At 70.2% G+C, this 20,275-nt stretch carries 17 protein-coding genes and 4 pseudogenes; 7 read left to right on the top strand and 14 right to left on the bottom strand.

What is annotated here, in order from left to right; all coding sequences use genetic code 11:
- The first annotated feature begins 210 nt into the window (after positions 1 to 210).
- Positions 211 to 849 carry a VOC family protein gene (locus ABZ386_RS38400; RefSeq protein ID WP_355723560.1) on the top strand — a complete coding sequence of 213 codons (639 nt, stop codon included), beginning with the start codon at positions 211 to 213 and terminating at the stop codon, positions 847 to 849.
- 216 nt (positions 850 to 1,065) lie between these two features.
- On the opposite strand, the gene ABZ386_RS38395 is transcribed toward ABZ386_RS38400, so the two are convergent.
- Positions 1,066 to 1,668, bottom strand: coding sequence for a TetR/AcrR family transcriptional regulator (locus ABZ386_RS38395; protein ID WP_355723563.1), 603 nt, complete (start codon positions 1,666 to 1,668; stop codon positions 1,066 to 1,068).
- Between the two features lie 124 nt (positions 1,669 to 1,792).
- On the opposite strand from ABZ386_RS38395, the gene ABZ386_RS38390 reads away from it, so the two are divergent.
- From ABZ386_RS38390 to ABZ386_RS38380, 3 genes are all read left to right on the top strand, one after another.
- A complete protein-coding gene (locus ABZ386_RS38390) occupies positions 1,793 to 2,206 on the top strand; it encodes a nuclear transport factor 2 family protein (protein ID WP_355723565.1) in 414 nt (137 codons plus the stop codon).
- Complete coding sequence (locus ABZ386_RS38385) at positions 2,206 to 2,763, top strand: DUF1772 domain-containing protein (RefSeq protein WP_355723567.1); 558 nt, start codon at positions 2,206 to 2,208, stop codon at positions 2,761 to 2,763. The genes ABZ386_RS38390 and ABZ386_RS38385 overlap by 1 nt, the downstream gene beginning before the upstream one ends.
- A 141-nt stretch (positions 2,764 to 2,904) precedes the next feature.
- Positions 2,905 to 3,717 carry an amidohydrolase family protein gene (locus tag ABZ386_RS38380; protein ID WP_355723570.1) on the top strand — a complete coding sequence of 271 codons (813 nt, stop codon included), beginning with the start codon at positions 2,905 to 2,907 and terminating at the stop codon, positions 3,715 to 3,717.
- A 10-nt stretch (positions 3,718 to 3,727) separates the two neighbouring features.
- On the opposite strand, the pseudogene ABZ386_RS38375 reads toward ABZ386_RS38380, so the two are convergent.
- The 10 genes and pseudogenes from ABZ386_RS38375 to ABZ386_RS38330 all read right to left on the bottom strand — a co-directional run.
- Positions 3,728 to 4,169 (bottom strand): annotated as a pseudogene (locus ABZ386_RS38375) (IS5/IS1182 family transposase); the annotation flags it as partial.
- On the bottom strand, positions 4,082 to 4,951 hold the full coding sequence (locus tag ABZ386_RS38370) for a F510_1955 family glycosylhydrolase (RefSeq protein WP_355723573.1): 870 nt from the start codon (positions 4,949 to 4,951) through the stop codon (positions 4,082 to 4,084). The pseudogene ABZ386_RS38375 and the gene ABZ386_RS38370, both read right to left, overlap by 88 nt.
- Positions 4,952 to 5,100: 149 nt before the next feature.
- Positions 5,101 to 5,766, bottom strand: coding sequence for a DUF305 domain-containing protein (locus ABZ386_RS38365; protein WP_355723576.1), 666 nt, complete (start codon positions 5,764 to 5,766; stop codon positions 5,101 to 5,103).
- 107 nt (positions 5,767 to 5,873) lie between these two features.
- A complete protein-coding gene (locus tag ABZ386_RS38360; protein ID WP_355723579.1) occupies positions 5,874 to 6,332 on the bottom strand; it encodes a hypothetical protein in 459 nt (152 codons plus the stop codon).
- A gap of 450 nt (positions 6,333 to 6,782) precedes the next feature.
- Positions 6,783 to 8,228 (bottom strand): MFS transporter, encoded by a 1,446-nt coding sequence (locus tag ABZ386_RS38355; RefSeq protein WP_356505856.1) that lies wholly within the window; start codon positions 8,226 to 8,228, stop codon positions 6,783 to 6,785.
- Positions 8,229 to 8,785: 557 nt separating this feature from the next.
- Positions 8,786 to 9,103, bottom strand: a complete 318-nt coding sequence (locus ABZ386_RS38350; RefSeq protein WP_355720256.1) for a hypothetical protein — start codon at positions 9,101 to 9,103, stop codon at positions 8,786 to 8,788.
- Between the two features lie 235 nt (positions 9,104 to 9,338).
- The gene (locus ABZ386_RS38345; RefSeq protein WP_355720283.1) at positions 9,339 to 9,848 is read right to left on the bottom strand and encodes a heavy metal-responsive transcriptional regulator; all 510 of its coding nucleotides are present in this window, start codon (positions 9,846 to 9,848) and stop codon (positions 9,339 to 9,341) included.
- 501 nt (positions 9,849 to 10,349) lie between these two features.
- Positions 10,350 to 10,745 (bottom strand): annotated as a pseudogene (locus ABZ386_RS38340) (serine hydrolase domain-containing protein); the annotation flags it as partial.
- Positions 10,746 to 10,861: 116 nt separating this feature from the next.
- Positions 10,862 to 13,062, bottom strand: a pseudogene (locus ABZ386_RS38335) (heavy metal translocating P-type ATPase).
- 211 nt (positions 13,063 to 13,273) lie between these two features.
- On the bottom strand, positions 13,274 to 13,570 hold the full coding sequence (locus ABZ386_RS38330) for a heavy-metal-associated domain-containing protein (RefSeq protein ID WP_355720259.1): 297 nt from the start codon (positions 13,568 to 13,570) through the stop codon (positions 13,274 to 13,276).
- 1,071 nt (positions 13,571 to 14,641) lie between these two features.
- Between ABZ386_RS38330 and ABZ386_RS38325 the strand changes: the two genes are divergently transcribed.
- Positions 14,642 to 15,178 carry a DUF4396 domain-containing protein gene (locus ABZ386_RS38325; protein ID WP_355720262.1) on the top strand — a complete coding sequence of 179 codons (537 nt, stop codon included), beginning with the start codon at positions 14,642 to 14,644 and terminating at the stop codon, positions 15,176 to 15,178.
- Between the two features lie 157 nt (positions 15,179 to 15,335).
- A pseudogene (locus ABZ386_RS38320) lies at positions 15,336 to 15,461 on the top strand (four-helix bundle copper-binding protein); the annotation flags it as partial.
- 150 nt (positions 15,462 to 15,611) lie between these two features.
- On the opposite strand, the gene ABZ386_RS38315 reads toward ABZ386_RS38320, so the two are convergent.
- The 3 genes from ABZ386_RS38315 to ABZ386_RS38305 form a co-directional block, all read right to left on the bottom strand.
- On the bottom strand, positions 15,612 to 16,637 hold the full coding sequence (locus ABZ386_RS38315) for an NlpC/P60 family protein (RefSeq protein WP_355720265.1): 1,026 nt from the start codon (positions 16,635 to 16,637) through the stop codon (positions 15,612 to 15,614).
- Positions 16,638 to 16,809: 172 nt separating this feature from the next.
- Positions 16,810 to 17,721 (bottom strand): M56 family metallopeptidase, encoded by a 912-nt coding sequence (locus ABZ386_RS38310; RefSeq protein ID WP_355720268.1) that lies wholly within the window; start codon positions 17,719 to 17,721, stop codon positions 16,810 to 16,812.
- Positions 17,718 to 18,086: a BlaI/MecI/CopY family transcriptional regulator gene (locus ABZ386_RS38305; protein WP_355720271.1), complete on the bottom strand. Its 369-nt coding sequence runs from the start codon at positions 18,084 to 18,086 to the stop codon at positions 17,718 to 17,720. The genes ABZ386_RS38310 and ABZ386_RS38305 overlap by 4 nt, the downstream gene beginning before the upstream one ends.
- A gap of 606 nt (positions 18,087 to 18,692) precedes the next feature.
- Between ABZ386_RS38305 and ABZ386_RS38300 the strand changes: the two genes are divergently transcribed.
- Positions 18,693 to 20,192 carry a phosphoesterase gene (locus ABZ386_RS38300; protein WP_355720274.1) on the top strand — a complete coding sequence of 500 codons (1,500 nt, stop codon included), beginning with the start codon at positions 18,693 to 18,695 and terminating at the stop codon, positions 20,190 to 20,192.
- Positions 20,193 to 20,275 lie beyond the last annotated feature (83 nt).

Raw genomic sequence — 20,275 nt, 5'->3', positions numbered from 1 at the left:
GCCTGTCTCCCCCCTCGGTCCGCTTCTCGAAGCGGCGCTGTGACGGGCGGTTCGAACGGCCATCTCGACGAGCTGCCCCCGATCGCGCCCCGGGCCGGGTAGCGCGGCTCTATGCCAGCCGGACCAACGAGAGTCAGTATTGAAAACCACTTCCAACAAGGGTTACGGTCGCCCCGGATGCGCATCACGTTCTCAAGAAGGGGGGAACGGATGGAGATCGACCACGTAGTCCTGGCCGCCCGGAGCAAATCCGACGCCGAACAGGTACTCAACCAGGCCGGACTGGGCATCGCCCGGGGGCGGACCATCCCCGGCCTGGGGCTGTCCAACCTCGTCGTACCGCTGGGGCAGGGCCTGCTGGAGATCCACTACCCGAACGGCGAACCTCCCGCACCCGGTGCCCCGCCGCTGCTCGAGCTCGACAGGAAAGCTCTTGCCGCACACCTCTCGGAGACCCCGGTCCCGATGGCCTGGCTGGTGCTGATCGAGGACGCCTGCCGCCTGCGCGACCTCGCCGCCGCGAACGACGCGCCGGTGAGTGAGGCACCCTCGGAAGGCCCCGGTTTCCCGCCGTACACGCTCGCCGGCTTCCCCGCGACCATCGGCCGGCCCTGGCTGCCCTCGCTCGTCCACTGGCCGGAGGGCCTCCCTGTCCTGAACGCCTCACACCGACGCCAGCCCCGTGGCATCACCCGCATCGACGTGGTCGGCCCGGCCGACGACATTCAACGCTGGTGCGGCGGACAGCCCCGTGCCCTGCACGCCGTGCCGGGCACCGCTGGCCCGCTGCAGGTCGAGATCACCTTCCTCGACGGGGGCACCATCACGCTGGGCATCACCGGCTCATGACGTTCTGCCCTCCAGGCGGTTCACTGCGATTCACTTGCGCCCCGGCAGGGCGCGAGCCGTAGTCCTTGTGCTGGTGGCAGCGATCGCGGTGGCGTCCAGAAGTGCCTTGCCGCCCTCCTTCAGTTCGTACCTCCCGGTCTGGGGGGTTGGACGGGAGGTGTCGGGCATCGGCTGCCGTGAGCGTGGGGCCGGGTCCGCCCGGCGTTGTATCGGTTCCTAGGCGGACGGTCGTTCTGCGGCGCCGAGCGCCTGGAGGGTTGTGGTGCGGAGTGCGGCCTGGGCTTCGGTGCTCGTCATGCGGCCGGCGCCGACCTCGTCACCGGCGGCGTGGCCGAGGGCGACCGTCACGGTCATCAGCCAATGCGGAGACAGTCCGGGGGCGAACTCGCCGGTCCGCTGGCCCCGTTCGATAAGACGGGCCAGCCGGTTGGCGACTGGTTCGTGGCGCGTCCGGTCGCTCTCTGCCGGGGTGACGTTCGCGGCGGCCAGGAGTAGTGGCGCGTTGTCCTCAAACGCTCGCCAGGAGGCGTCGAGGAACCTCAGCAGTGCGGCCGTGGCCGGTCCTTCGTCGAGGGCGGCGGCGTCCATGGCGGCGATGGCATCCTCGGTGATCCGGTCGATGGTGGCCGCGAGGAGTTCGTCGCGCGACGAGAAATGAGCGTAGACCGTCTGCCGGGTCACTCCCGCCGCCGTGGCGATGGCCTCCATTCCCGCATCCGGGCGCTTTCGCAGCAGGCGGACCGCCGCATCTAGGATGGCGGTCCGGCTGCGCTCGGCGTCGGCGCGGCGCCGACGGCGCGGCCCTCCGGAGGAAGTCATCTCTTACAGCCTTGTCTAAGTTATCGAGGGTCCATATCTTACAGGGGTGTAAGAGATCGTAGCTGTGCTGCGGCCTCTCCGTCATGCCCGCTGCCCGGCCCAGGCCGGATCGGAGCTGAGCGTCATGAAGCCACTTGCCGACACCACGCCCGAGCGATTCATTGCCGACTTCTTCACCTCACTCACCGAGTCCACGGTCCGGGGCGACCCACCGGAATCGGTGATGGACCGCCACTACACGCCGGACATCGTCCAGATCAGCGACGGGATCCGGCTCGACCACGACCGTCTCCTCGCCCATCTGCGCCCGGTGCGCAAGAACGTGGTCGACTGGCGATTCGACTTACACGAGGCCGTCGCGGACGGCGGGCGGATCGCCGCCCGGCTCACCATCCACGCCCGCACCCGCAAAGGCGGCGCGACCGCGACCGAGGTGCACCTCTTTGGTGCGTTCACCGACAGCGGACGTATGCACCGGGCACACCTGCTCACCCGGACCCTTCCCCCGGAGCAGGCCGACGTCACCGAGCAGACCTGATGCGCACCCGCCCGCCCGGGGCCCGCCCCCGCAGGAACCCGTCCACGGCTGCGGCACGGACCACGCGGGTCCGGCTCTTCCAGGGGCTCTCCCTGCTGTCCACCGGCCTGCTCGCCGGAGCCTTCGCCTACGGCGCCGCCAATCTCGTCCCCACCTTCAACGCCGTGCCGGTCGGTCTACGGCTCGACTTCCACAGCGAATTGATGAAGGCGAACGGGGTTACCGTGCAGGGCACGATGGCGGTCTCGACCCTGAGCTCCCTCGCCCTCGCCGCACTGACCTGCGGCCGGGACCGCCTCCTCGTGAGCGTGGCGGGGAGCCTGACCTTCGCGTCCTTCCTGATCACCCGGTTCGGGAACGTCCCGATCAACGGCCGCATCAAGCAGTGGGCTGCCACCGCGCCGCCGCCCGACCACGCGGAGATCCTGCGCCGCTGGGAGCTGTTCAACTACGCCCGCACCCTCACTGCCCTGGCCGCCTTCGCCCTCCTCACGTTCCTCGCCCTGCGCCGGACCGTTCCGAGCCCTCGGCCGCAGAGCCAGGGCGTACGCGTCTGAGGCCGGTCTCCTTTATGGATGGAGTGGCGCCGATCGAGGGTGGTAGGACGACACGTACCGGCTAGGGTCGCGGTAAGCGATCGCTTAGCCGCTTCCGGTGCAGCGAGGCCGGCAGCGCCAGGACAGAGAGGTAGGGAGCCCGTGCCGGTCATCGATGCGTGGATGCAGCACCCCACACTCCGTCACTCCAACCACGAGATGTTCGAGTCGTTGCGCCGGTGGACGGGGCGGGAACCGCTGGAGGAGCCGTTGCCGGTCAAGGCCACGGTGGCTGCGATGGCTGCGGCCGACGTCGAGATCGGACTATCGGCAGCCTGGTACGGACCTCATGGGCCGCTGATCAGCAACGACGAGGTGGCCGGGTTCGTCGCCCAGTCAGGTGGACGGCTGCGCGGGGTGGCCGGCGCGGACCTCACCCGGCCGGTCCAGGCCGTGCGTGAACTGCGCCGTGCCGTGGAGGAACTCGGCTTTGTGGCCCTGCGGATCGTGCCCTGGCTGTGGCAGCTTCCGCCCACCGACCGGCTGTACTACCCGCTGTACGCCGCCTGCGTCGACCTCGGCATCCCGTATTGCACCCAGGTTGGACACACCGGCCCGCTGCGCCCGTCCGAGACCGGCCGCCCCATCCCCTACATCGACCAGGTCGCGCTTGACTTCCCCGAGCTGACCATCGTGTGCGGGCACATCGGCTATCCGTGGACCACGGAGATGATCGCGGTGGCCGACAAGCACGCCAATGTGTACATCGATACCAGCGCCTACAACGCCCGTCGCTACCCGCGCGAACTGGTCGACTACCTGCGCGGCCGGGGCCGCAGGAAGGTGCTGTTCGGCACGAACTACCCCATGATCACCCCCGGCCAGGCCCTGGAACACCTCGGTGAACTGGGACTGGACGAGGAGGCCACCGAGCTGTTCCTGTCCGGCAACGCCCGACGGGTCTTCAGTCTTTGATCGCACCGGGTTAGCGCGGGGCCCAGATGAGGATCGCCGCAAGGTGGAGTGCGGCCTGGTCGGCGAGGGTGAGTCTTGTCGGTGCGCATGGCCAGGGCGCGCCACTGGTAGACCTCGGCGTCGAGGCTGGGCGGGCGGCCTCCCGCGCGACCGCGCCGGAGCCGGTCTCCGATCCGGGCGGCGGGCGACGGGATGACCGCCGGTCGGGTTCGCGGTCTCCCCAGTCCGCTTGGCGGAACTCGGATCCTGTCGATGCCCGACACAAAGGTGGGCGCGTCACCGGCCTGGCCCGCGGCGACATGGCAGGCCAGGGGCCGTGCCAGGCTGTCGCCGGTCAGGTGAACCTACGCCGGGTGCGCGACGGTCAGTGCCCGGCGCTCGCCCTGACGTCGAGGCGATGGGCGAACGTCTTGCCCCCGTCCTTGGACTCGTGCACCCCGGTCTGCGTGGCGGCCAGGACGTGCTCGGCCCCTACGGCCGTGAGCGCCTGGGGCTGACCGCCCGGCACGGTACCCGCGCGCTTCCACGTGGTCCCGCCGTCCGTGCTCCGGTGCAGCGCGCCATCGGTGTCGACGCCGTACAGTGCGTCCTTCGCCGGCCAGGACAGGAAGGCCATCACCGGCTGCTTGCCGGCGGCGAAGGTCTTGCCGCCGTCGGTGCTGCGGGCGATGCCCTCGGTGGTGGTGGCCAGGACGAGGCCGGGGGCCTCGGGGCTGACCGCGATGTCGAGGGCCCGGATACGTGCTCCGTTCTTCCAGGTTGTGCCGTCCTTGCTGGTGCGCAGCAGGCCGCCGGTGGAGTCGTAGCCGTAGACGGTGTTGTGGGCGTGGTCGAGGGCGTGGAAGTCGGACTCTCCGGAGAGCGAGAGCGAGGTCCAGGTCGTGCCGGCGTCCGTGCTCTTGATCAGTCCCTTGTTGCCGCCGGTGGTGGGGTGGCCGCTGGCGTAGAAAGTCTTGGCGCCGGCCACGGTGAAACCCATGAAGTCGTCCTTGCTGTCGCCGACCAGGGTGGGCTTGCCCTGGGCGTCGGGGGTGTAGATGCCTTCGTGTGTCGCGACGTACAGGCGCTGGTCGGCAGGGTCCAGGCCGAGTCCGTGGATGTGGCTGACGGTGACGCCGGATCCGGGACCGGATGTGGAGGTGTCCGTGTCGGTGTCGCTGCTGGAGCAGGCGGTCAGGGCGAGGGTCAGGGCGGCAGCGGTGGTGGCTGCTGCGGCGGTAAGGCGCGGCTTCATGGGTCCTCGGAGGGAAGTCGTGCGGGCGCCCCAGGGAGAGCACCCCGGCGCGTAGGTGAGGGAAGGCGGGGCGATCGCCCGGGCCCGCGTGCGGAGGCCCGGGCGATCGGTGTGCGACGCGGGTGGACGGTGCGGCGCGTCGATGGGGTTCAGAGCCGGTCGAGGATGCTCTGGAGCTGCTTCACCTCGGCGGACTGGCCCTTGATGATGTCGCCGGCCATCTTCTTGGCGTCGGCGTTCTTGCCGTTCTTCTGCTCGTCCTTGGCCATGGTGATCGCGCCGTTGTGGTGCTCGATCATCATCTCGGCGAACGCCTTGTCGAACTCGGTGCCCTTCATGGCCTTGAGCTTGTTCATGTCCGCCGCGGACATCATGCCGTCGCCGCTGTCGTGGCCTCCGTGGTCCATGCCGGGCATGGACTCCGTCGCGGTCGGCTGCTTCCAGGACTCCAGCCAGCCCTTCATGGTCGTGATCTCGGGGTCCTGGGCCTTCTCGATCTTGGTGGCGAGATCCTTGATCTCCGCGTCGGAGGCGCGGCCGTCGGCCAGCTTCGCCATCTCCAGGGCCTGCTCGTGGTGGGGGATCATCATCTGCGCGAAGGTGACGTCCGCGTCGTTGAAGTCCCCGGACGTGCTGGCCTCCCCGGCCTGGTCGGTCGCCGTCGCGGATGCCGAGCTGCTGTCGCTGCCGTGGTCCATGCCGCTCATGTCGTCGCCACCGCAGGCGGCGAGGAACAGGGCGCCGGCGCTGACGAGGCCCACGGCGGCGAGGCGGCGGGCGGGCTTGCGGCGTAGGGCGCGCGTGAAGGCAGTCATGGTGGATTTCACCTCGTATGTCGGTTATGTTGCTGTTCTGCTGGGCTGATTGGGCGTACGCGAAGTCGCGGGATCGCGCGTGTGCGCGCCCGCGAGTGCGCTTCGGCCTACAGCCGCAGCACCGACAACTGGGTGAGATCGGGTCTGCGTGGCGGGAGATTGGGTCGCAGTACGGCGGCGACCTGGGCGAGGAGTCGCGCCAGCCACTCCTGGTGCCGGGCGAACGCGGATTTCAGGAGCGTGGCGAGCACCCATGCGCCGAACAGGACCGCCACGCACAGCGAGAGCATGTCCATCGCCATGCCGGGCTCATGCGTGGACGACGAGTCCGACGGGCCCGTCGCGTGATCGACCGTGCCTGTGCCCGTGACGGCGGGAGCACTCATGGGGTCGTGGACCGCGGCAGCCGCATCCATCGGCGCCGAGTGGGAATCGGCGCTCATGGCGGAGCCGGAGGAGTGGTCGGGATGCCCCATGGTGTGCATGGCGAAGATGCCGAACGCGAGCACGACGAGCAGCAGGTGCCCGAGGGCGCCTCCCGCGCGTACGTACCGGCTCGCCTGCATTCCGAAGTCCTGTCCCTGGCGCTTGTTGATCTGCCCTTCCGACAGTACCGAATGCGTGCGGAGACTGCCGTCGGGGCACCGTCCTCCGCTCATCCGTGTCGGCCCGGCTCGTCCCATAGCGGCGATCACGGCGCCCGGTGGCCGACGGGCTGACCGCTCGGGCGTGCACACGCTCCCGGACATGACGAAGCGCCCCCGCCCTTCTGTGCGAGATGGGCCGCCAGGGCCTGAAGCAGCGTGGCGGCCGTCATCCTCACCACCGGGTGCGCGGCTGCCCGTCGGAACGCACCGGTCCGCGATGGCCTGTCCACCAGTACCTCTTTCGTCCTGTCGTTCTGCTGGATTCGCTGATCCGCTGGGAAGGCGCCGGTGGTCCGCCAGACCCCATTTGCGGGATCTGGCGGACCACCGGCCGTGACATCGCTCCTGTGCTGCTCGGCAGTCCATCACTCAGACGCCGACCTGCTTGCCCGGCTCCGTCCGCTCGGGCTGCTCCGTCGGGGCGGCCGCCGCGGACCTCTCGGTGCGCATCACCAGCAGTGTGATCAGGCCGCCGGCCGCAGCGATGACCGCGGCCGCGGTGAAGGCGGCGCTGAAGCCGTCGGTGAGGGCGGGCAGGTCGCCGAGCCGGCCCGCGCCCTGTGAGGTGGCCAGGGCGGTGAGCGCGGCCAGGCCGAGGGCGGAGCCGACCTGGTAGGTGGTGTTGACGATGCCGGAGGCCAGGCCCGCCTGCTCGGCCGGGGCGCCGGACATGGCGGCCATCATCGCCGGGATGTACGCCAGCGACATGCCGAGCGCGGCCACCAGCGAGGCGGGCAGCACGTCGACGACGAAGGACCCGGTCGGTTCCACCGCCGACAGCCACGCCAGGCCGAGTGCGAGGACCAGCAGTCCGCCGCCGATCAGCGGCTTGGCGCCGAACCGGGCGAGCAGTCGGGCGCTGATCGCGGTCATGAAGACCATCAGCAGCACGGTCATCGGCAGCAGGGCGGCGCCCGAGGCGAACGCTCCGTAGCCGAGGACCTGCTGGAGGTAGAGGTTGAGGAAGTACCACATCGGGATCCACGCGGCGCCCAGCAGTGTCATCGCCAGGTTCGCCGAGCCGAGCCGCGGCACGCGCCAGATGCCGAGCGGCATCAGCGGCTCGCGCACGGTCCGCTGGATCACGAAGAAGGCCGCCAGCAGGGCGCCGGCGCCGAGGAGTTCGAGCAGGGTCTGCGTCGCACCCCAGCCGACCTCCGGGGCCCGCACGACCGCGAAGACGGCGAGCGCGAGACCGGCGGTGACGGCCACCGCGCCGAGCACGTCGACCGCGCCGCGCCGGGGCGCGACGGCCGGGAGCAGCTTGGTGGCGGCGAGCGTGGCGACGCCGATCGGGATGTAGATGATGAACACCCACGGCCAGCTCAGCCACTCGGTGAAGACACCACCGAGGAAGACGCCGGCGGTTCCGCCCGCCGGGGCCGCGGCGCCGTAGAGGGCCATGGCCTTGCCGAGTTCCCTCGGGTCGTGCGCGAAGAGCGTCATCAGCAGGGTCATCGCGGCCGGGGCGATCAGAGCGCCGCCGACGCCCTGGACCGCGCGGCCGACGACCTCCACCCACGCGCTCTGCGCGGCCGCCGCGACGACCGAGCCGGCGATCAGCACGGTCCAGCCTGCGGTGAAGACGCGGCGGGCGCCGAGCAGGTCGGACAGGCGCCCGCCGAGGAGTAGCAGGCCGCCGAAGGCGATGACGTAGGCGTTGAAGACCCACTGCAGCTCGCCCTGCGAGAAGCCGAGGTCCTTCTGCATCTCGGGGAGTGCGACCCCGATGATCGACGTGTCCATGATCACCATGAACTGGGCGGTGGCGAGCACGGTGAGTGCCCACCAGCGCCTGGGGTTGACGGTTGGCATGACCTTCCCCTTTCCGGTTCCCGAAGCGATATACCCATGGGGGGTATCTCGCGACCGGAGGTTAGCATACCCCCTAGGGGTATGGAAGGTGGGATTGGCCTGCATATTGGCGCGTATCTGGACGCTGCCGAACCCGGTGATCGGGTGAGGCTCCCTGGGCGGGGGCGCCGGCGGCGAGTGGGCGGTGCGGTGAGGCTGTAGCCGTAGGCCCTGCTGGTGATCCCGGCTGTCAGAACCTGCGGAATGCCCGCCGTTCAGCGTCGGAGGGAGAGCAGAAGACCGCCGAGGGCCAGGATCATCCAGACGCCGAGGTAGGTGAAGGCGGTGCTCGGGGCCCGTGCTCCAGAGGATGCCCGCGATGGTAGACGCGGCGAGGTTGCCGAGGGACTGCACGGTGGCGAGCAGTCCGAAGGCGGACCCGCGCAGGTCCTTGGGGTCAGCGGGGCCACAGCCGAGTGCTGCGCGGTTTCGACCGCGCCGATGCCCACGCCCGCCAGGACGAATGGGACGGCGAGGGCGGCGATGGCCGGACCGACGGCGGCGAACAGGCCCAGGCCCTAGCGAACGCGGCGATACCGCCCGCCAGAACGAGGACCGCGAACGGCGACCTTGCGGCGGCGGGCGGGGGCATCGGCGAGGACACCGCCGCCGAAGCGGGCCGCGCCGGCCAGTGCGTCGGAGACACCCTCGATCGCACCGAGGGCCGCGGCGGGGGCGCCGAGGGTGGAGGGCAGCAGCGACGGCAGCAGCGTGGTGGGGATCTCGTGGCCGACGTCGGCTAGGAAGCTGGCAGATCCGATGCCCCGCAGGCCGGGGGTGAGCCATCGGTCCTGGTCCGAGGTGGCCTGGTCGGCGAGCCGAGGGGTGTCGGTCATGCCGGGCCGTCTGCCGGGTGATCGGCCGGGCTGGCGAGTGGGCAATCCGATGAACCGGCTCAGGCGCGGGCGGTGGAAACTGTGGCTTTGCCCAAGGCTGCCACTTCGGCAGCAGAAGCAGCTCCGGGCGTCTTGGCAAGCGTTTGCTTCGGTCCCGGTCGACGGGTGGCCGATGGTGAGGCATGGGGACATGGCGACGGCCGCCGGAGCCAGGTCCGGCGGCCGTGCGGCGGGGTCAGCAGCAGGCGTTGCCGCATGCCTCGGGCGGGCACTGCGGGTCGTCGCAGCAGCATCCGGCTGCCGGGGCCTCGACGGGGGCGGTCTCGTCGGTCATCGGGTCACCTCCTTCCGGGAGCCAGGTGCCCGGCGCGGGGTCCGGGCAGTCGGGGGCGGGAATGCCGGCGAGCATCCGCTCCAGCTCGGCGCGCAGGGCGGCCAGGCGTGCCATTTCGGCGTCGACCTCGCCGATGCGCCGTCGGAGCATCTGCTCGGCGGGCTCGCAGGGGCACTGTCCGGTGTCGCGGACGGCGAGCAGGTCGCGGATCTCGCGAAGCCGCAGGCCCAGGCGCTGGGCGCCTTGGATGAACAGCAGCCGGTCGGCGGCTTCGGGGCCGTAGATGCGGTAGCCGACGGCGGTCCGTTGCGGGGCGGGCAGCAGTCCGGCGCGTTCGTAGTAGCGCACGGTGTCGGCGGAGACACCGGCACGGGCCCCGAGCGCCGAGACGGTCAGGTGCGAGCCGTTCATGTCATTGACGCTAAACCTTGGAGCACGGTCCAAGGTCAAGCCGCATCTGGCTCCCAGGCCCGCGTGGGGTGAGACCGGTCCTGTGTCGTGGGCCACCGCGGCGATCAATCTGGGGGAATGCCGCGCTGCCATACCCGCTCCGGAAAACACCGGAGCCCGTTGGTACAGCGACGGTGGCCAGGACCTGGCGCAGTTGGTCGACCGCTGGAATTCCGGCCAGGCCGTCCATGGTCTGATCCATCCGGCAGGCCAGGCCCCGGGGCCGGCCGGGCTCGCCGAACGGGTCGCGTCCGTCAGGAAGGTCGGCGAGCCGGTGGCCCTGCCGCCTTGGCCTGATCGGCGATCACTCGGGTGGTGAGGGTGACGTCGTGCATCGGGTCGTCGAGGACCCGATGCACCGGGCCAGCCGCGGCCGGGTCTTCGGGCAGTCGGGGACGACCAGCGGTTCGATGTCCATATTTCCAGGATCACGCGCCTCGCGACCGGGCGCGGCCCCGCCCGGTGGGTGAGCACCTGACGGAGAGTGGTCCGCTCCTTGCCCCGGACCCCGTACTCCCTCCAGTACCGGGCGATCGGCTCGTCCAGCGCCAGTGCGCCCTCGCGCACCGCGACCAGGGCGGCGAGTGTGACGAACGCCTTGGACAGGGAGTAGGGCATGACCAGGGTGTCACCGCGCCACGGACGGCTCCGTGCGGCATCGGTCCACCCCGCGTTCAGGTGGACGACCTCGCGGCCGTCCCGCCAGACCGACAGGCCCGCACCCGTCTCCCGTCCGTCGTCCACCAGCCGCTGGAAGACCTCGCGTACGGCTTCGTACCCATACGCGACGAAACCTTCCAGGTGCACCCCGGCCACGTCACGGGTGACGTGCTCCGTCCCACCGGGTGTCTCGGACATCTTGCTCACCTTTCGTACCTCCCTCGGATACGCGAGTGCCCGGCCTGCCGGCCGGGCACGTCTCGTCAACGGTGTTACGCGGTCATCTACTTGAGGATCCTCACCCGGGGCCCCGGCTACTTGAAGGACCGCAGGCGCAGGCTGTTGGTCACGACGAAGACCGAGGAGAAGGCCATCGCGGCTCCGGCGATCATCGGGTTGAGCATGCCGGCGACGGCGAGCGGCAGGGCGGCGACGTTGTAGCCGAAGGCCCAGAAGAGGTTGCCCTTGATGGTGGCCAGGGTCCTGCGGGACAGGCGGATGGCGTCGGCCGCCACCCGCAGGTCCCCGCGGACGAGGGTCAGGTCGCCCGCCTCGATCGCCGCGTCCGTGCCGGTGCCCATGGCAAGGCCCAGGTCTGCGGTGGCGAGGGCGGCCGCGTCGTTGACGCCGTCGCCGACCATCGCAACCGTACGGCCTTCCGCCTGCAGCCGCTTGACCACGTCCACCTTGTCCTGGGGCAGGACCTCGGCGATCACCTCGTCGATGCCGACGGCCTTGGCCACCGACTCGGCGACGAGCTGGTTGTCGCCGGTCAGTAGGACCGGCTTCAGGCCCAGCCTGCGCAGTTCGGCGACCGCTTCCGCGCTGGTGTCCTTGACCGCGTCGGCGACGGTGAGAACACCGCGTGCCTCGCCGTCCCAGGCGACGGCGACCGCCGTACGGCCCTCGGCCTCCGCCGCGGCCTTGGCCTCGGCCAGCTCGCCGGGCAGCTCGATGACCCACTCCGCGAGGAGCTTCTCACGGCCGACGAGCACCGCGTGGCCGTCGACCAGGCCCTGGACGCCGAGGCCGGCGACGTTCTCGAAGTTCTCAGGGACAGGGAGGGACTCAACCCGCTCGATCGCACCCGCTGCGATCGCCTGGGCGATCGGGTGCTCGGAAGCGTGCTCCAACGCTCCCGCCAGACGCAGCAGTTCTGCCTCGTCGACCCCCGGTGCGGTGAACACGTCCTGCAGCTGCATGCGGCCCGTGGTGACAGTCCCGGTCTTGTCCAGGACGACGGTGTCGACGCGGCGGGTCGACTCCAGCACCTCGGGGCCCTTGATGAGGATGCCGAGCTGGGCGCCGCGTCCGGTGCCGACCATCAGCGCGGTCGGGGTGGCAAGTCCCAACGCGCACGGGCAGGCGATGATCAGGACGGCCACGGCAGCGGTGAACGCGGCGGTCGCGTCGCCGGTGACCCCGAGCCAGCCACCGAGGGTGGCCGCGGCGATCAGCAACACCACGGGGACAAAGACACCGGAGATCCGGTCGGCGAGACGCTGCACCTCGGCCTTGCCATTCTGCGCGTCCTCCACCAGCCTCGCCATCCGCGCGAGCTGGGTGTCCGAGCCGACCCGTGTCGCCTCGACGACCAGCCGGCCGCCGGCGTTCACGGTGGCGCCGGTGACCGCGTCGCCGACCGCGACGTCGACCGGCACGGACTCACCGGTCAGCATGGACGCGTCGACCGCGGAGGCTCCCTCGACGATGGTCCCGTCGGTGGCGACCTTCTCGCCGGGCCGGACGACGAAGCGGTCGCCGACCGCCAAGTTTCCGACAGGGATGCGGACCTCCTGGCCGCCGCGCAGCACGGAGACGTCCTTGGCGCCCAGCTCCAGCAGCGCCCTGAGAGCCGCGCCCGCCTTGCGCTTGGACCTTGCCTCCAGGTAGCGCCCGGCGAGGATGAACGTGGTCACGCCGGCCGCGGCCTCCAGGTAGATGGAGGAGGAGCCGTCCGAGCGGGAGATGGCGAACTCGAAGCCGTGCCGCATACCCGGCATCCCGGCATGCCCGAAGAACAGCGCCCACAGAGACCAACCGAGCGCGGCGAGCGTGCCGAGGGACACCAGGGTGTCCATGGTCGCGGCCCCGTGCCGGGCGTTGGTCCAGGCCGCCTTGTGGAAGGGGAAGGCACCCCAGACCACGACCGGGGCGGCCAGCGTCAGCGACAGCCACTGCCAGTTGTCGAACTGCAGTGCCGGGACCATCGCCATCAGGCGACCGGGACCGAGAGTGCCAGCGACACGAACAGACGCTGCCGCAGGGAGACCAACTCCCCGTCCGCGGCGGGCGGAGCCGCCTGGGCATCGCCTTCGTCGCCGGCCGCGGGGACGGGAGGAGGCTCCTCGGCTGTATAGCCGGTCTTCTCCACGGTGGCGATGAGGTCGGCGACCTCGATCCCGTCCGGGTAGGAGATCTTCGCCTTCTCCGTGGCGTAGTTGACGGTCGCCGTGACGCCGTCCATGCGGTTGAGCTTCTTCTCGATGCGGGCCGCGCACGAGGCGCAGGTCATCCCGCCGATGGAGAGCTCGACCTCGGCGGCGGGCGCGGAAGCTTGGCCGGGAACGGTCCTGTGCGGATCCGTGCCGGTTGTCTCGGGAACCGTGCTGGTCATGGGAATTCTCCTGGGACGGGCCGGGACGTACGGCGTCCGTATCAGCGGAGCGATACGTCCCGGCGGGGAGGAAAACGCGTGCCTGGGGCTGCTGGGCCCCGGGGCGGGCTCAGGCGGTGCCGATGAGCTCGTAGCCCGCCTCGTCGACGGCGGCGCGTACGGCCTCCTCGTCGAGCGGGGCGGCGGAGCTGACGGTGACCTCGCCGGTCTTGGCGACGGCCGTGACCGCGGTGACGCCGTCCAGCGCGGATATCTCCTGCGAGACCGCGCCCTCGCAGTGGCCGCAGGTCATGCCGGACACCTTGTAGACGGTGGTGACGCCGACGCCCTGGACGTCGGATGCCGCACCGGAGTGGCAGGAACCGTCGGTGGAGCAGCAGGAGCCGGAGGTCTTCTGGTCGGTCATGGCTTCTTCCTCACCTGTCGATGCGTGGGCGTTGTGGGAGGGGCTCGATCCCGCCCCTCTCATGCGAGTCAACAATATACCCCCTGGGGGTATTCCTGTCGTGTGGTGCTGCCCGCGCGGGATGCGCATGCGGGCGTGGATCTCGGCTCAGGAGTGCGGACTGAGGGAGGCGGTCATGCGGAGCGGCGGGCATCCCTGGGTTCAGCGCACGATGATGAGGCCGCCGTGCTGCCGTCTGTCGCTGCGGAGAGGGGCCTGGATGGGGGAGGGGTTGGTGGCGGTCCGTGAAGGGGGCAGTCCTGCCCTGGCGAACTGATGAGCGCGGTCAGGGGTTGCTGCGGGCATGCCGCATCTGTCCTGGCCCTGACGGTCACATCGTCATCATCAGCAGCATGGCGGACATGGTTCCGCCCATGCCGATATGAGCGGCGAGGGCCGCCTCCGGCGCGGCGCCGATCCGGCGGCGTCGGCCACCGTGGCGACCCCGCTCCGCGGTGCGGGTCCTGTCCCACGCGGAGAGCGTTCAGTGACGCCAGGTACACGACGACCGTGTCCGGCATGGTCAGCAGCCAGCGGGCCCAGCTGCGGCGCCGGCCGCTCTGGCGGCCGTCGACGAGGCCGTTCCTCTGTGTGCCGCGGACGCGCGTCCACACGGAAGCGGCGATCGACAGAAGGAAGTAGACGGCGAGCGCAGTGATCACCCAGCGCCAGGCCGAAGATGACGAGGTGTCGGCCCCAGCGGTGGCGGCGTGGGCGCTTATCCCGGGCATGTGCATCCCGGCCGCGTGCTCCATGCTGGCGGTGTGCTGGGTGGCTGCCGTGTGCTCCACCCCCGGCATGCCCCGTCGAGCCCCGTGCTCGCCCTGGGCAGCGATCACACCAAGCACATCCCAGCTCGACGGCCCTTCGCCCTGGGGCGTGCCCGTTGACCTACTCGCGCCGGCCAATGCCGCCGTATCGCCGCATCCCTCCTTCCTGTGACACAGCACTTGAAGTATACCCCTGGGGGGTATAAGTTCCTGGTGTGGGACTCGGAACGGGCCACACTGGACGGGATTGGGGATGAAGGTCATGGACCACAGTGCTCATCACACCGGTACGGCGCACGACCACGCCACCCATGAGGGCCACCACGCTCCCGCCGACCAGGCGGCGCACCAGGGCGGGCACGCGGGAGCGTCCTGGGGTACGGCGGCGAAGGCGACGCTGCATTGCCTGACAGGCTGCGCTATCGGCGAGATCCTCGGCATGGTGATCGGCACCGCCCTGCTATGGGGCAACGTCCCTACCATGGTCCTGGCGATCACGCTGGCGTTCCTGTTCGGCTACTCCTTCACCCTGTTCGCGGTCCTCCGGGCCGGCCTGGACCTCAAGTCCGCGATCAAGGTGGCGCTGGCCGCCGACACCGTGTCCATCGCAGTGATGGAGTTGGTCGACAACGCCATCATCGCCCTGACCCCGGGCGCGATGGACGCCCACCTGTCGGACGGGCTGTTCTGGTCCGCCCTGCTGGGCGGGTTCGGCGTCGCCTTCCTGATCACCACCCCGGTGAACAAGTGGATGATCGGCCGGGGCAAGGGCCACGCCGTCGTCCACGCCTACCACTGACCTGGCCGAACCGGCACGCGCCTGGGGGACCCCCACGTCACAGGGGGGACCCCCGGCGCGTTTGTGCAGCCTCCCGACGGCTATCTGGGAAGTGCCGCTGTCGGGCTCGAAGAGGTGTGGCCGTCCGGCCTGCGGCAGCGAGAGGGGGCGATGCGTGATGGCCACGGTCAAGGACATGCTCGCCACTTACCCGGCCGACCTCGGCGACATCGACCGTGAGAAGCTCACCAAGTGCATCGAGGAGTGCGTCGCCTGCGCCCAGGCGTGTACGGCACGGGCGTGCGGCCGTCGGCCGCTCCGACGCCCAGGCCATAGACGTGGGAGAACGCCGTTGCCTCCGACGCCGCGCTCATGTCCGACAACCCACCAACAGGCGGCGAGGAACGTTCGGGCAGCTGGCGGGCGGTCACGGATTCTCGTTGTGCGGTGGTGCTCAGGGCCGGGACGCGGCGAAGAACGGCATGGAGTCCACCGGGACGATCTCGACGTTCTTGCCGGTGCGGGGTGCGTGGATGGCCTTGCCGTTGCCGACGTACATGCCGTTGTGCTGGTTGTCGTTGTACCAGTAGATGATGTCGCCGGGCTGCATGTCCGACCTGGCCACCTTGCGGCCGGCGTCGTACTGCTGCTTGACGGTGCGCGGCAGCGAGACGCCCGCCGCGCGCCATGAGGCGCCGGTGAGTCCGGAGCAGTCGAAGGAGTTGGGTCCGGTTGAGCCCCACTCGTAGGGCTTGCCGAGCTGCGCGTACGCGAAGTCGAGTGCGGCTTTGGCGCGGCCGCTGGCCGGGCCGTTGTAGGTGGCGGCGGAGTCGCTGACGCCCGCGGCGGCGTCGTCGCGCTCCTGATCGGCTTCCATCCTGGCGCGCTGTGCGGCCGTCAGGCTGTTCAGGAGCTTGCGCGCCCTGGTGAGCTTGTCCTGGACCTCGTCCTTCTTCTTGGCGGCCTTGGTGCGCGTCTCCTCCAGCGCCTTCAGGCGCTTCTGGGCAGCCTCGCGCTCCTGGGCGAGCTCGCGCTGCTTGGCCTGCATCGCCCTGAGGGTGTCGGCCTGCCGGTTGCTCGTACGGTCGAGCATCTCGGCCTGCTCGAGGTAGTCGTCCGGGTCGCCGGACAGGAAGAGCTGCACGCTCGGGTCGATGCCGCCGCTGCGGTACTGCGCGGCCGCCAACGGGCCTATCTTCTCCCGCAGTTCATTGATCTCCTGCTGCTTGCGGGCGAGGCGGTCCTGCGCGGCGTCGGCCTCGCGCTGCAGTTTCTTGTGCTTCTCGCGGATGCCGTTGTACTCCTCGGTGGGGCCCTCGGCTTCCTCGTAGAGCCGCTCCACCTCCTTGCGGACGTCGTCCACCGTGGGCTTTGGGGCCGCCTGGCTCTGTGTCGGCAGGAGGCTCACGGCGCCGGCGGCCATGCCGAGCGTGGCGATCCGGGCGCGGCTGGGCGGCTTCGGCCGACGGTGCGTTCCCATGCGCGGGCGACTCCTTAGCGCGTCTGCGGACAAGGCGACGGTGACGGGATTCGGCCGTCGGGGCCCGGCGACTCATGGTGCCGGTCGACCGGAGTAAGCGTGTTAGAACTTAGTAGCTTCGTAGTTCGCATCGCAAGTGAGTCCGAGTCACAGGAATCTCACGCAAAACCGGTCAGCCGAGAACGGGCGGACAGGCGACGAGCAGCGGCAGCAGCGGAACGACCACCGCCGCGGCGGCCACGGACCCCCAGAAGGCGGGGTGAGGAGCCTTGCGTGGTCCGAGGACCCGCTTCAGGCGGATGAGAACCGTGTGCCCGCCTGCCGCGAACGCGCCCTTGGGCGTGCGGGCCGCCGCCATCTCGTACATGGCGGTCGCCAGCGCCTCGTCGGAGTGCCCGCGCAGCGCACGGTCGTCCGCGATCATCTCCAGCAGCAGCGCCGTCTGCTCTCGGGCGTGGCGGGCGAGCGGGAGCCGGCGGAACACCGAGTGGAACGCCTCCACGGCGGCCAGCGCCAGATGATGGCGGCCCACGATGTGGGCCTGCTCGTGCTCCAGTACGGCGGCGAGCTGCTCGGGCGTCAGTTCGCGTACGGCCGCGTCGCTGACCACGACCCGCGGGTGCCGGCCGGGGAGGCAGTAGGCGGCGGGGACGTCGTACGGCAGGACGGTGGCGCTCAGCCGGGGGGAGCGGCGGCCCACCAGGTCCACCGCCTCCCGGTGCCGTCTCCGCGCGCGACGGGCTTGTACGGAGTGGAAGGAGAACGCCGAGGCCAGGGCGATTCCGATCGCGGCTGGCAGCGCGACGGCGAGCCGGTGCGCGGTACCGGGATCGGGACCGCCCGCGCTGATGTCCAGTCCGCAGGAATGCAGCAGACCCAGCAGGCCGGCGTGCAGGTGCTCGGTCGGCATGGCCAGGTGGTACGCGGTCAGCGCGGCACCGATCGAGAAGGAGATCGTCAGGGCGTGCCAGACCGCGGCGGCCAGGGCGGGCGCCCGGTGCGGCCAGCGGGCGCGGAGGACCAGGTGTGGAACGACGAAACCCACCGCCGCCGTGTAACCGACCAATAGCGGGGCCGCGTTCACGCCTTCGCCTGTCGTCCCACGGTCTGCAGGGCCTGGCGTAGGGCGGCCACCTCTTCCTCGGACATGTTCTCGACGAAGTGCACCAGTGCGGCCGGGCGGTCGTTGCTCTCTCCCAGGCCGTCCTCCATGAGCGCGGCGGCGTACGCCTCACGGCTGCGCACCGGGGAGTACAGCCAGGCGCGGCCCTGCTTGCCGCGCAGCAGCCAGCCCTTGGTGTAAAGGATGTTGGTGACGGTCATCACCGTCGTATAGGCGATGGGGCGGGTTTTGTTGATGTCGTCGACGACCTCGCGCACTGTCGCCGGACGGTTCCACGTCCAGAGACGATCCATGATCTCCGCTTCGAGATCCCCCAGCCGCCGCATGGCCCTGACTCCCTTTCGCCGCCGGATGCGCAAGCGAATACGCAAGGCCATAGTAGACGGCTGATCTGCCGCCCTTCCGGAGTGGCGGAGGGGGAGAGGGATCACAGTCGCCCGGTGAGTTCGTAGCCGGCCTCGTCGATCGCCTCACGTAGCCGGGCGTACGTGGCGAGGGATCGGCGGTGGGGGCCGTCACGGTACTGGTCACCCACAGTGCGTCAGGCGGGGGCGAGCCGCAGTTCCTCCCGTAGGGCCAGTCGTCCGCTGTGCGCGGGCGCGGCCGGCGCATGCCTTACACGTGAGCTCGGCAGCGGTCAGGGCACACCAGCGTCTGTGCAGGCTCCACCTGTGCTCCGCCCAGCCGGTGAGTCGCAGCTGTCCCACGACGGTGACCGCGGCCGAGACGACGAACCGTCCGCTCGTCGCGCAAGTGCTGTTCGATTCCAAGGTGTTGGTGGCGGCCCTCGGGAGGGGCTGTGCAGCGCCGTTTTCCGGCGTGCTGGAGGTCGTTGTTCCCCGTCACCCCGCACGCTGTTCATGCCGTGTTCGGCTCGCCCTTGAAGGGTCAACGGTTGGCAGTTCCAGGAGCGTTGGACGAAGGGTTATACGGTGAAGGACAAGAACGTCGAAGATCCCGAGCGCGCGGCGATCTCGCGGCGCCGGTTGGTCAAGTACGCCGGCGTCGGGGCGACGCTGGCGGCCGCGAGCCCGATGGTGGGCGGTGGCTCCGCAGCGGCCGACGATGATGACGACGGCAGACACGGGAAGCCCGACTCCCGTGGGCGGGTGTGGCGCGCCGGCGATCACCATGTGCACTCGGAGTACAGCGGCGAGTTCGACACGTCGACGAATCCGCCGACGTTCCACAAGGGCGCGGACGCCGTCTACCCGATCGTCACCAATGCGATCATGGCCAAGCACTTCGGTCTCAGCTGGGTGATGTGCACCGACCACGGCGGGCCGACGCACTCGAAGGTCAACCTGGAGCAGGCTTACCCCGACCTCCTGCGCTCACGCGTCCTCGTACCCGGGGTCCTGCAGTTCTGGGGTATGGAGTTCGACGCCCCTTCGCTGGACCACCACACGCTGATGATCCCTCACCACCGTGACGAGGCCCAGCAGCTGTTCGAGCTGGAGAGCCGCTTCGCCAAGCGTGACGCCTTCCCCAACGATCCCGGCCGTGACACCGAGGCCAAGATGATCGAGTTCCTGAAGGCCGCGAGGGACATGCCACGCAAGCCGCTGGTGATCGCCCACCACGCCTCACGGTCCGCGACCGGCCTGGGCGTCTACGGGCAGGACACTCCCCGCGAGTTCCGCAACGGCAACAACGTCGCACCGGAGATCTACGTCGGCTTCGAGGGGTCTCCCGGCCACCAGGCGGGCCCGCTCAACGGAGATGCGCGCGGGGGATACGGCAGCTACCCGACTCACGGCGGCTTCGACCAGATGACGGCTCGCGTCGGCGGTCTGTGGGATGCGCTGCTCGGCGAGGGCCGGCGCTGGTGGATCACCGCGACCTCGGACTCGCACGTGCACTGGACGCGCGGCGGTACCGACTTCTGGCCGGGCGAGTACAGCAAGACCTGGGTGCGGGCCAGGCAGGACTACGCCGACATCATGGACGGGTTGCGCAACGGGCGGGTCTGGGTCGGGACCGGGGATCTGATCACCAGCCTCGACCTCACGGCGAGCAGCCGGGGCCGGGACGCTGCGATGGGGGAGACGCTCACCGTCAGCGCCCGCAACCGCACCGACGTCGACATCGAGATCAGGTTCCGGCCGCTGGAGGGCAAGAACGCCAACGGTGACCGGCCGGAGGTCCGGCGCGTCGACCTGATCACCGGCCGGATCACCGGCCCGAGCGCCAGCCTCGACACGGACACGAACCCCACCACGAAGGTGGTGGCGCGTTTCGGCCCGCGCGACTGGCGCAAGCAGGGGAAGGAGTACGTCATCCGGCACACTCTGCGCGACGTGGAAGGCGACCTCTACGCCCGCGTGCGCGGAACGAGCACCGACGAGGCCGAGCCGCTCGCTGACGGGCAGGAAAGCCCCTGGGACGATCTGTGGTTCTACTCGAATCCTGTTTTCGTCCAGGTCCGTTAGCCAGTTCTCAGACCAGGCACAGCCTCTCTTGGTTCGGTGTCACAGCGGATCTGGGCCTGCCTCTCTCCCGCCGAGCGGATTCG

It is taken from the genome of Streptomyces sp. NPDC006140 (genome assembly GCF_040628815.1).
GTDB lineage: Bacteria > Actinomycetota > Actinomycetes > Streptomycetales > Streptomycetaceae > Streptomyces.
The sequence above is the reverse complement of the archived record's forward strand: the minus strand, read 5'-3'. Positions and strand labels throughout refer to the sequence as shown.

What these genes read in the sequence shown, in the direction of transcription:
- ABZ386_RS38400 (WP_355723560.1), top strand. Translation starts at nt 211, where the DNA reads ATGGAGATCGACCACGTAGTCCTGGCCGCCCGGAGCAAATCCGACGCC.
- ABZ386_RS38395 (WP_355723563.1), bottom strand. Translation starts at nt 1,668, where the DNA reads ATGACTTCCTCCGGAGGGCCGCGCCGTCGGCGCCGCGCCGACGCCGAG.
- ABZ386_RS38390 (WP_355723565.1), top strand. Translation starts at nt 1,793, where the DNA reads ATGAAGCCACTTGCCGACACCACGCCCGAGCGATTCATTGCCGACTTC.
- ABZ386_RS38385 (WP_355723567.1), top strand. Translation starts at nt 2,206, where the DNA reads ATGCGCACCCGCCCGCCCGGGGCCCGCCCCCGCAGGAACCCGTCCACG.
- ABZ386_RS38370 (WP_355723573.1), bottom strand. Translation starts at nt 4,951, where the DNA reads ATGAAGCCGCGCCTTACCGCCGCAGCAGCCACCACCGCTGCCGCCCTG.
- ABZ386_RS38365 (WP_355723576.1), bottom strand. Translation starts at nt 5,766, where the DNA reads ATGACTGCCTTCACGCGCGCCCTACGCCGCAAGCCCGCCCGCCGCCTC.
- ABZ386_RS38360 (WP_355723579.1), bottom strand. Translation starts at nt 6,332, where the DNA reads ATGCAGGCGAGCCGGTACGTACGCGCGGGAGGCGCCCTCGGGCACCTG.
- ABZ386_RS38355 (WP_356505856.1), bottom strand. Translation starts at nt 8,228, where the DNA reads ATGCCAACCGTCAACCCCAGGCGCTGGTGGGCACTCACCGTGCTCGCC.
- ABZ386_RS38350 (WP_355720256.1), bottom strand. Translation starts at nt 9,103, where the DNA reads ATGACCGACACCCCTCGGCTCGCCGACCAGGCCACCTCGGACCAGGAC.
- ABZ386_RS38345 (WP_355720283.1), bottom strand. Translation starts at nt 9,848, where the DNA reads ATGAACGGCTCGCACCTGACCGTCTCGGCGCTCGGGGCCCGTGCCGGT.
- ABZ386_RS38330 (WP_355720259.1), bottom strand. Translation starts at nt 13,570, where the DNA reads ATGACCGACCAGAAGACCTCCGGCTCCTGCTGCTCCACCGACGGTTCC.
- ABZ386_RS38325 (WP_355720262.1), top strand. Translation starts at nt 14,642, where the DNA reads ATGGACCACAGTGCTCATCACACCGGTACGGCGCACGACCACGCCACC.
- ABZ386_RS38315 (WP_355720265.1), bottom strand. Translation starts at nt 16,637, where the DNA reads ATGGGAACGCACCGTCGGCCGAAGCCGCCCAGCCGCGCCCGGATCGCC.
- ABZ386_RS38305 (WP_355720271.1), bottom strand. Translation starts at nt 18,086, where the DNA reads ATGCGGCGGCTGGGGGATCTCGAAGCGGAGATCATGGATCGTCTCTGG.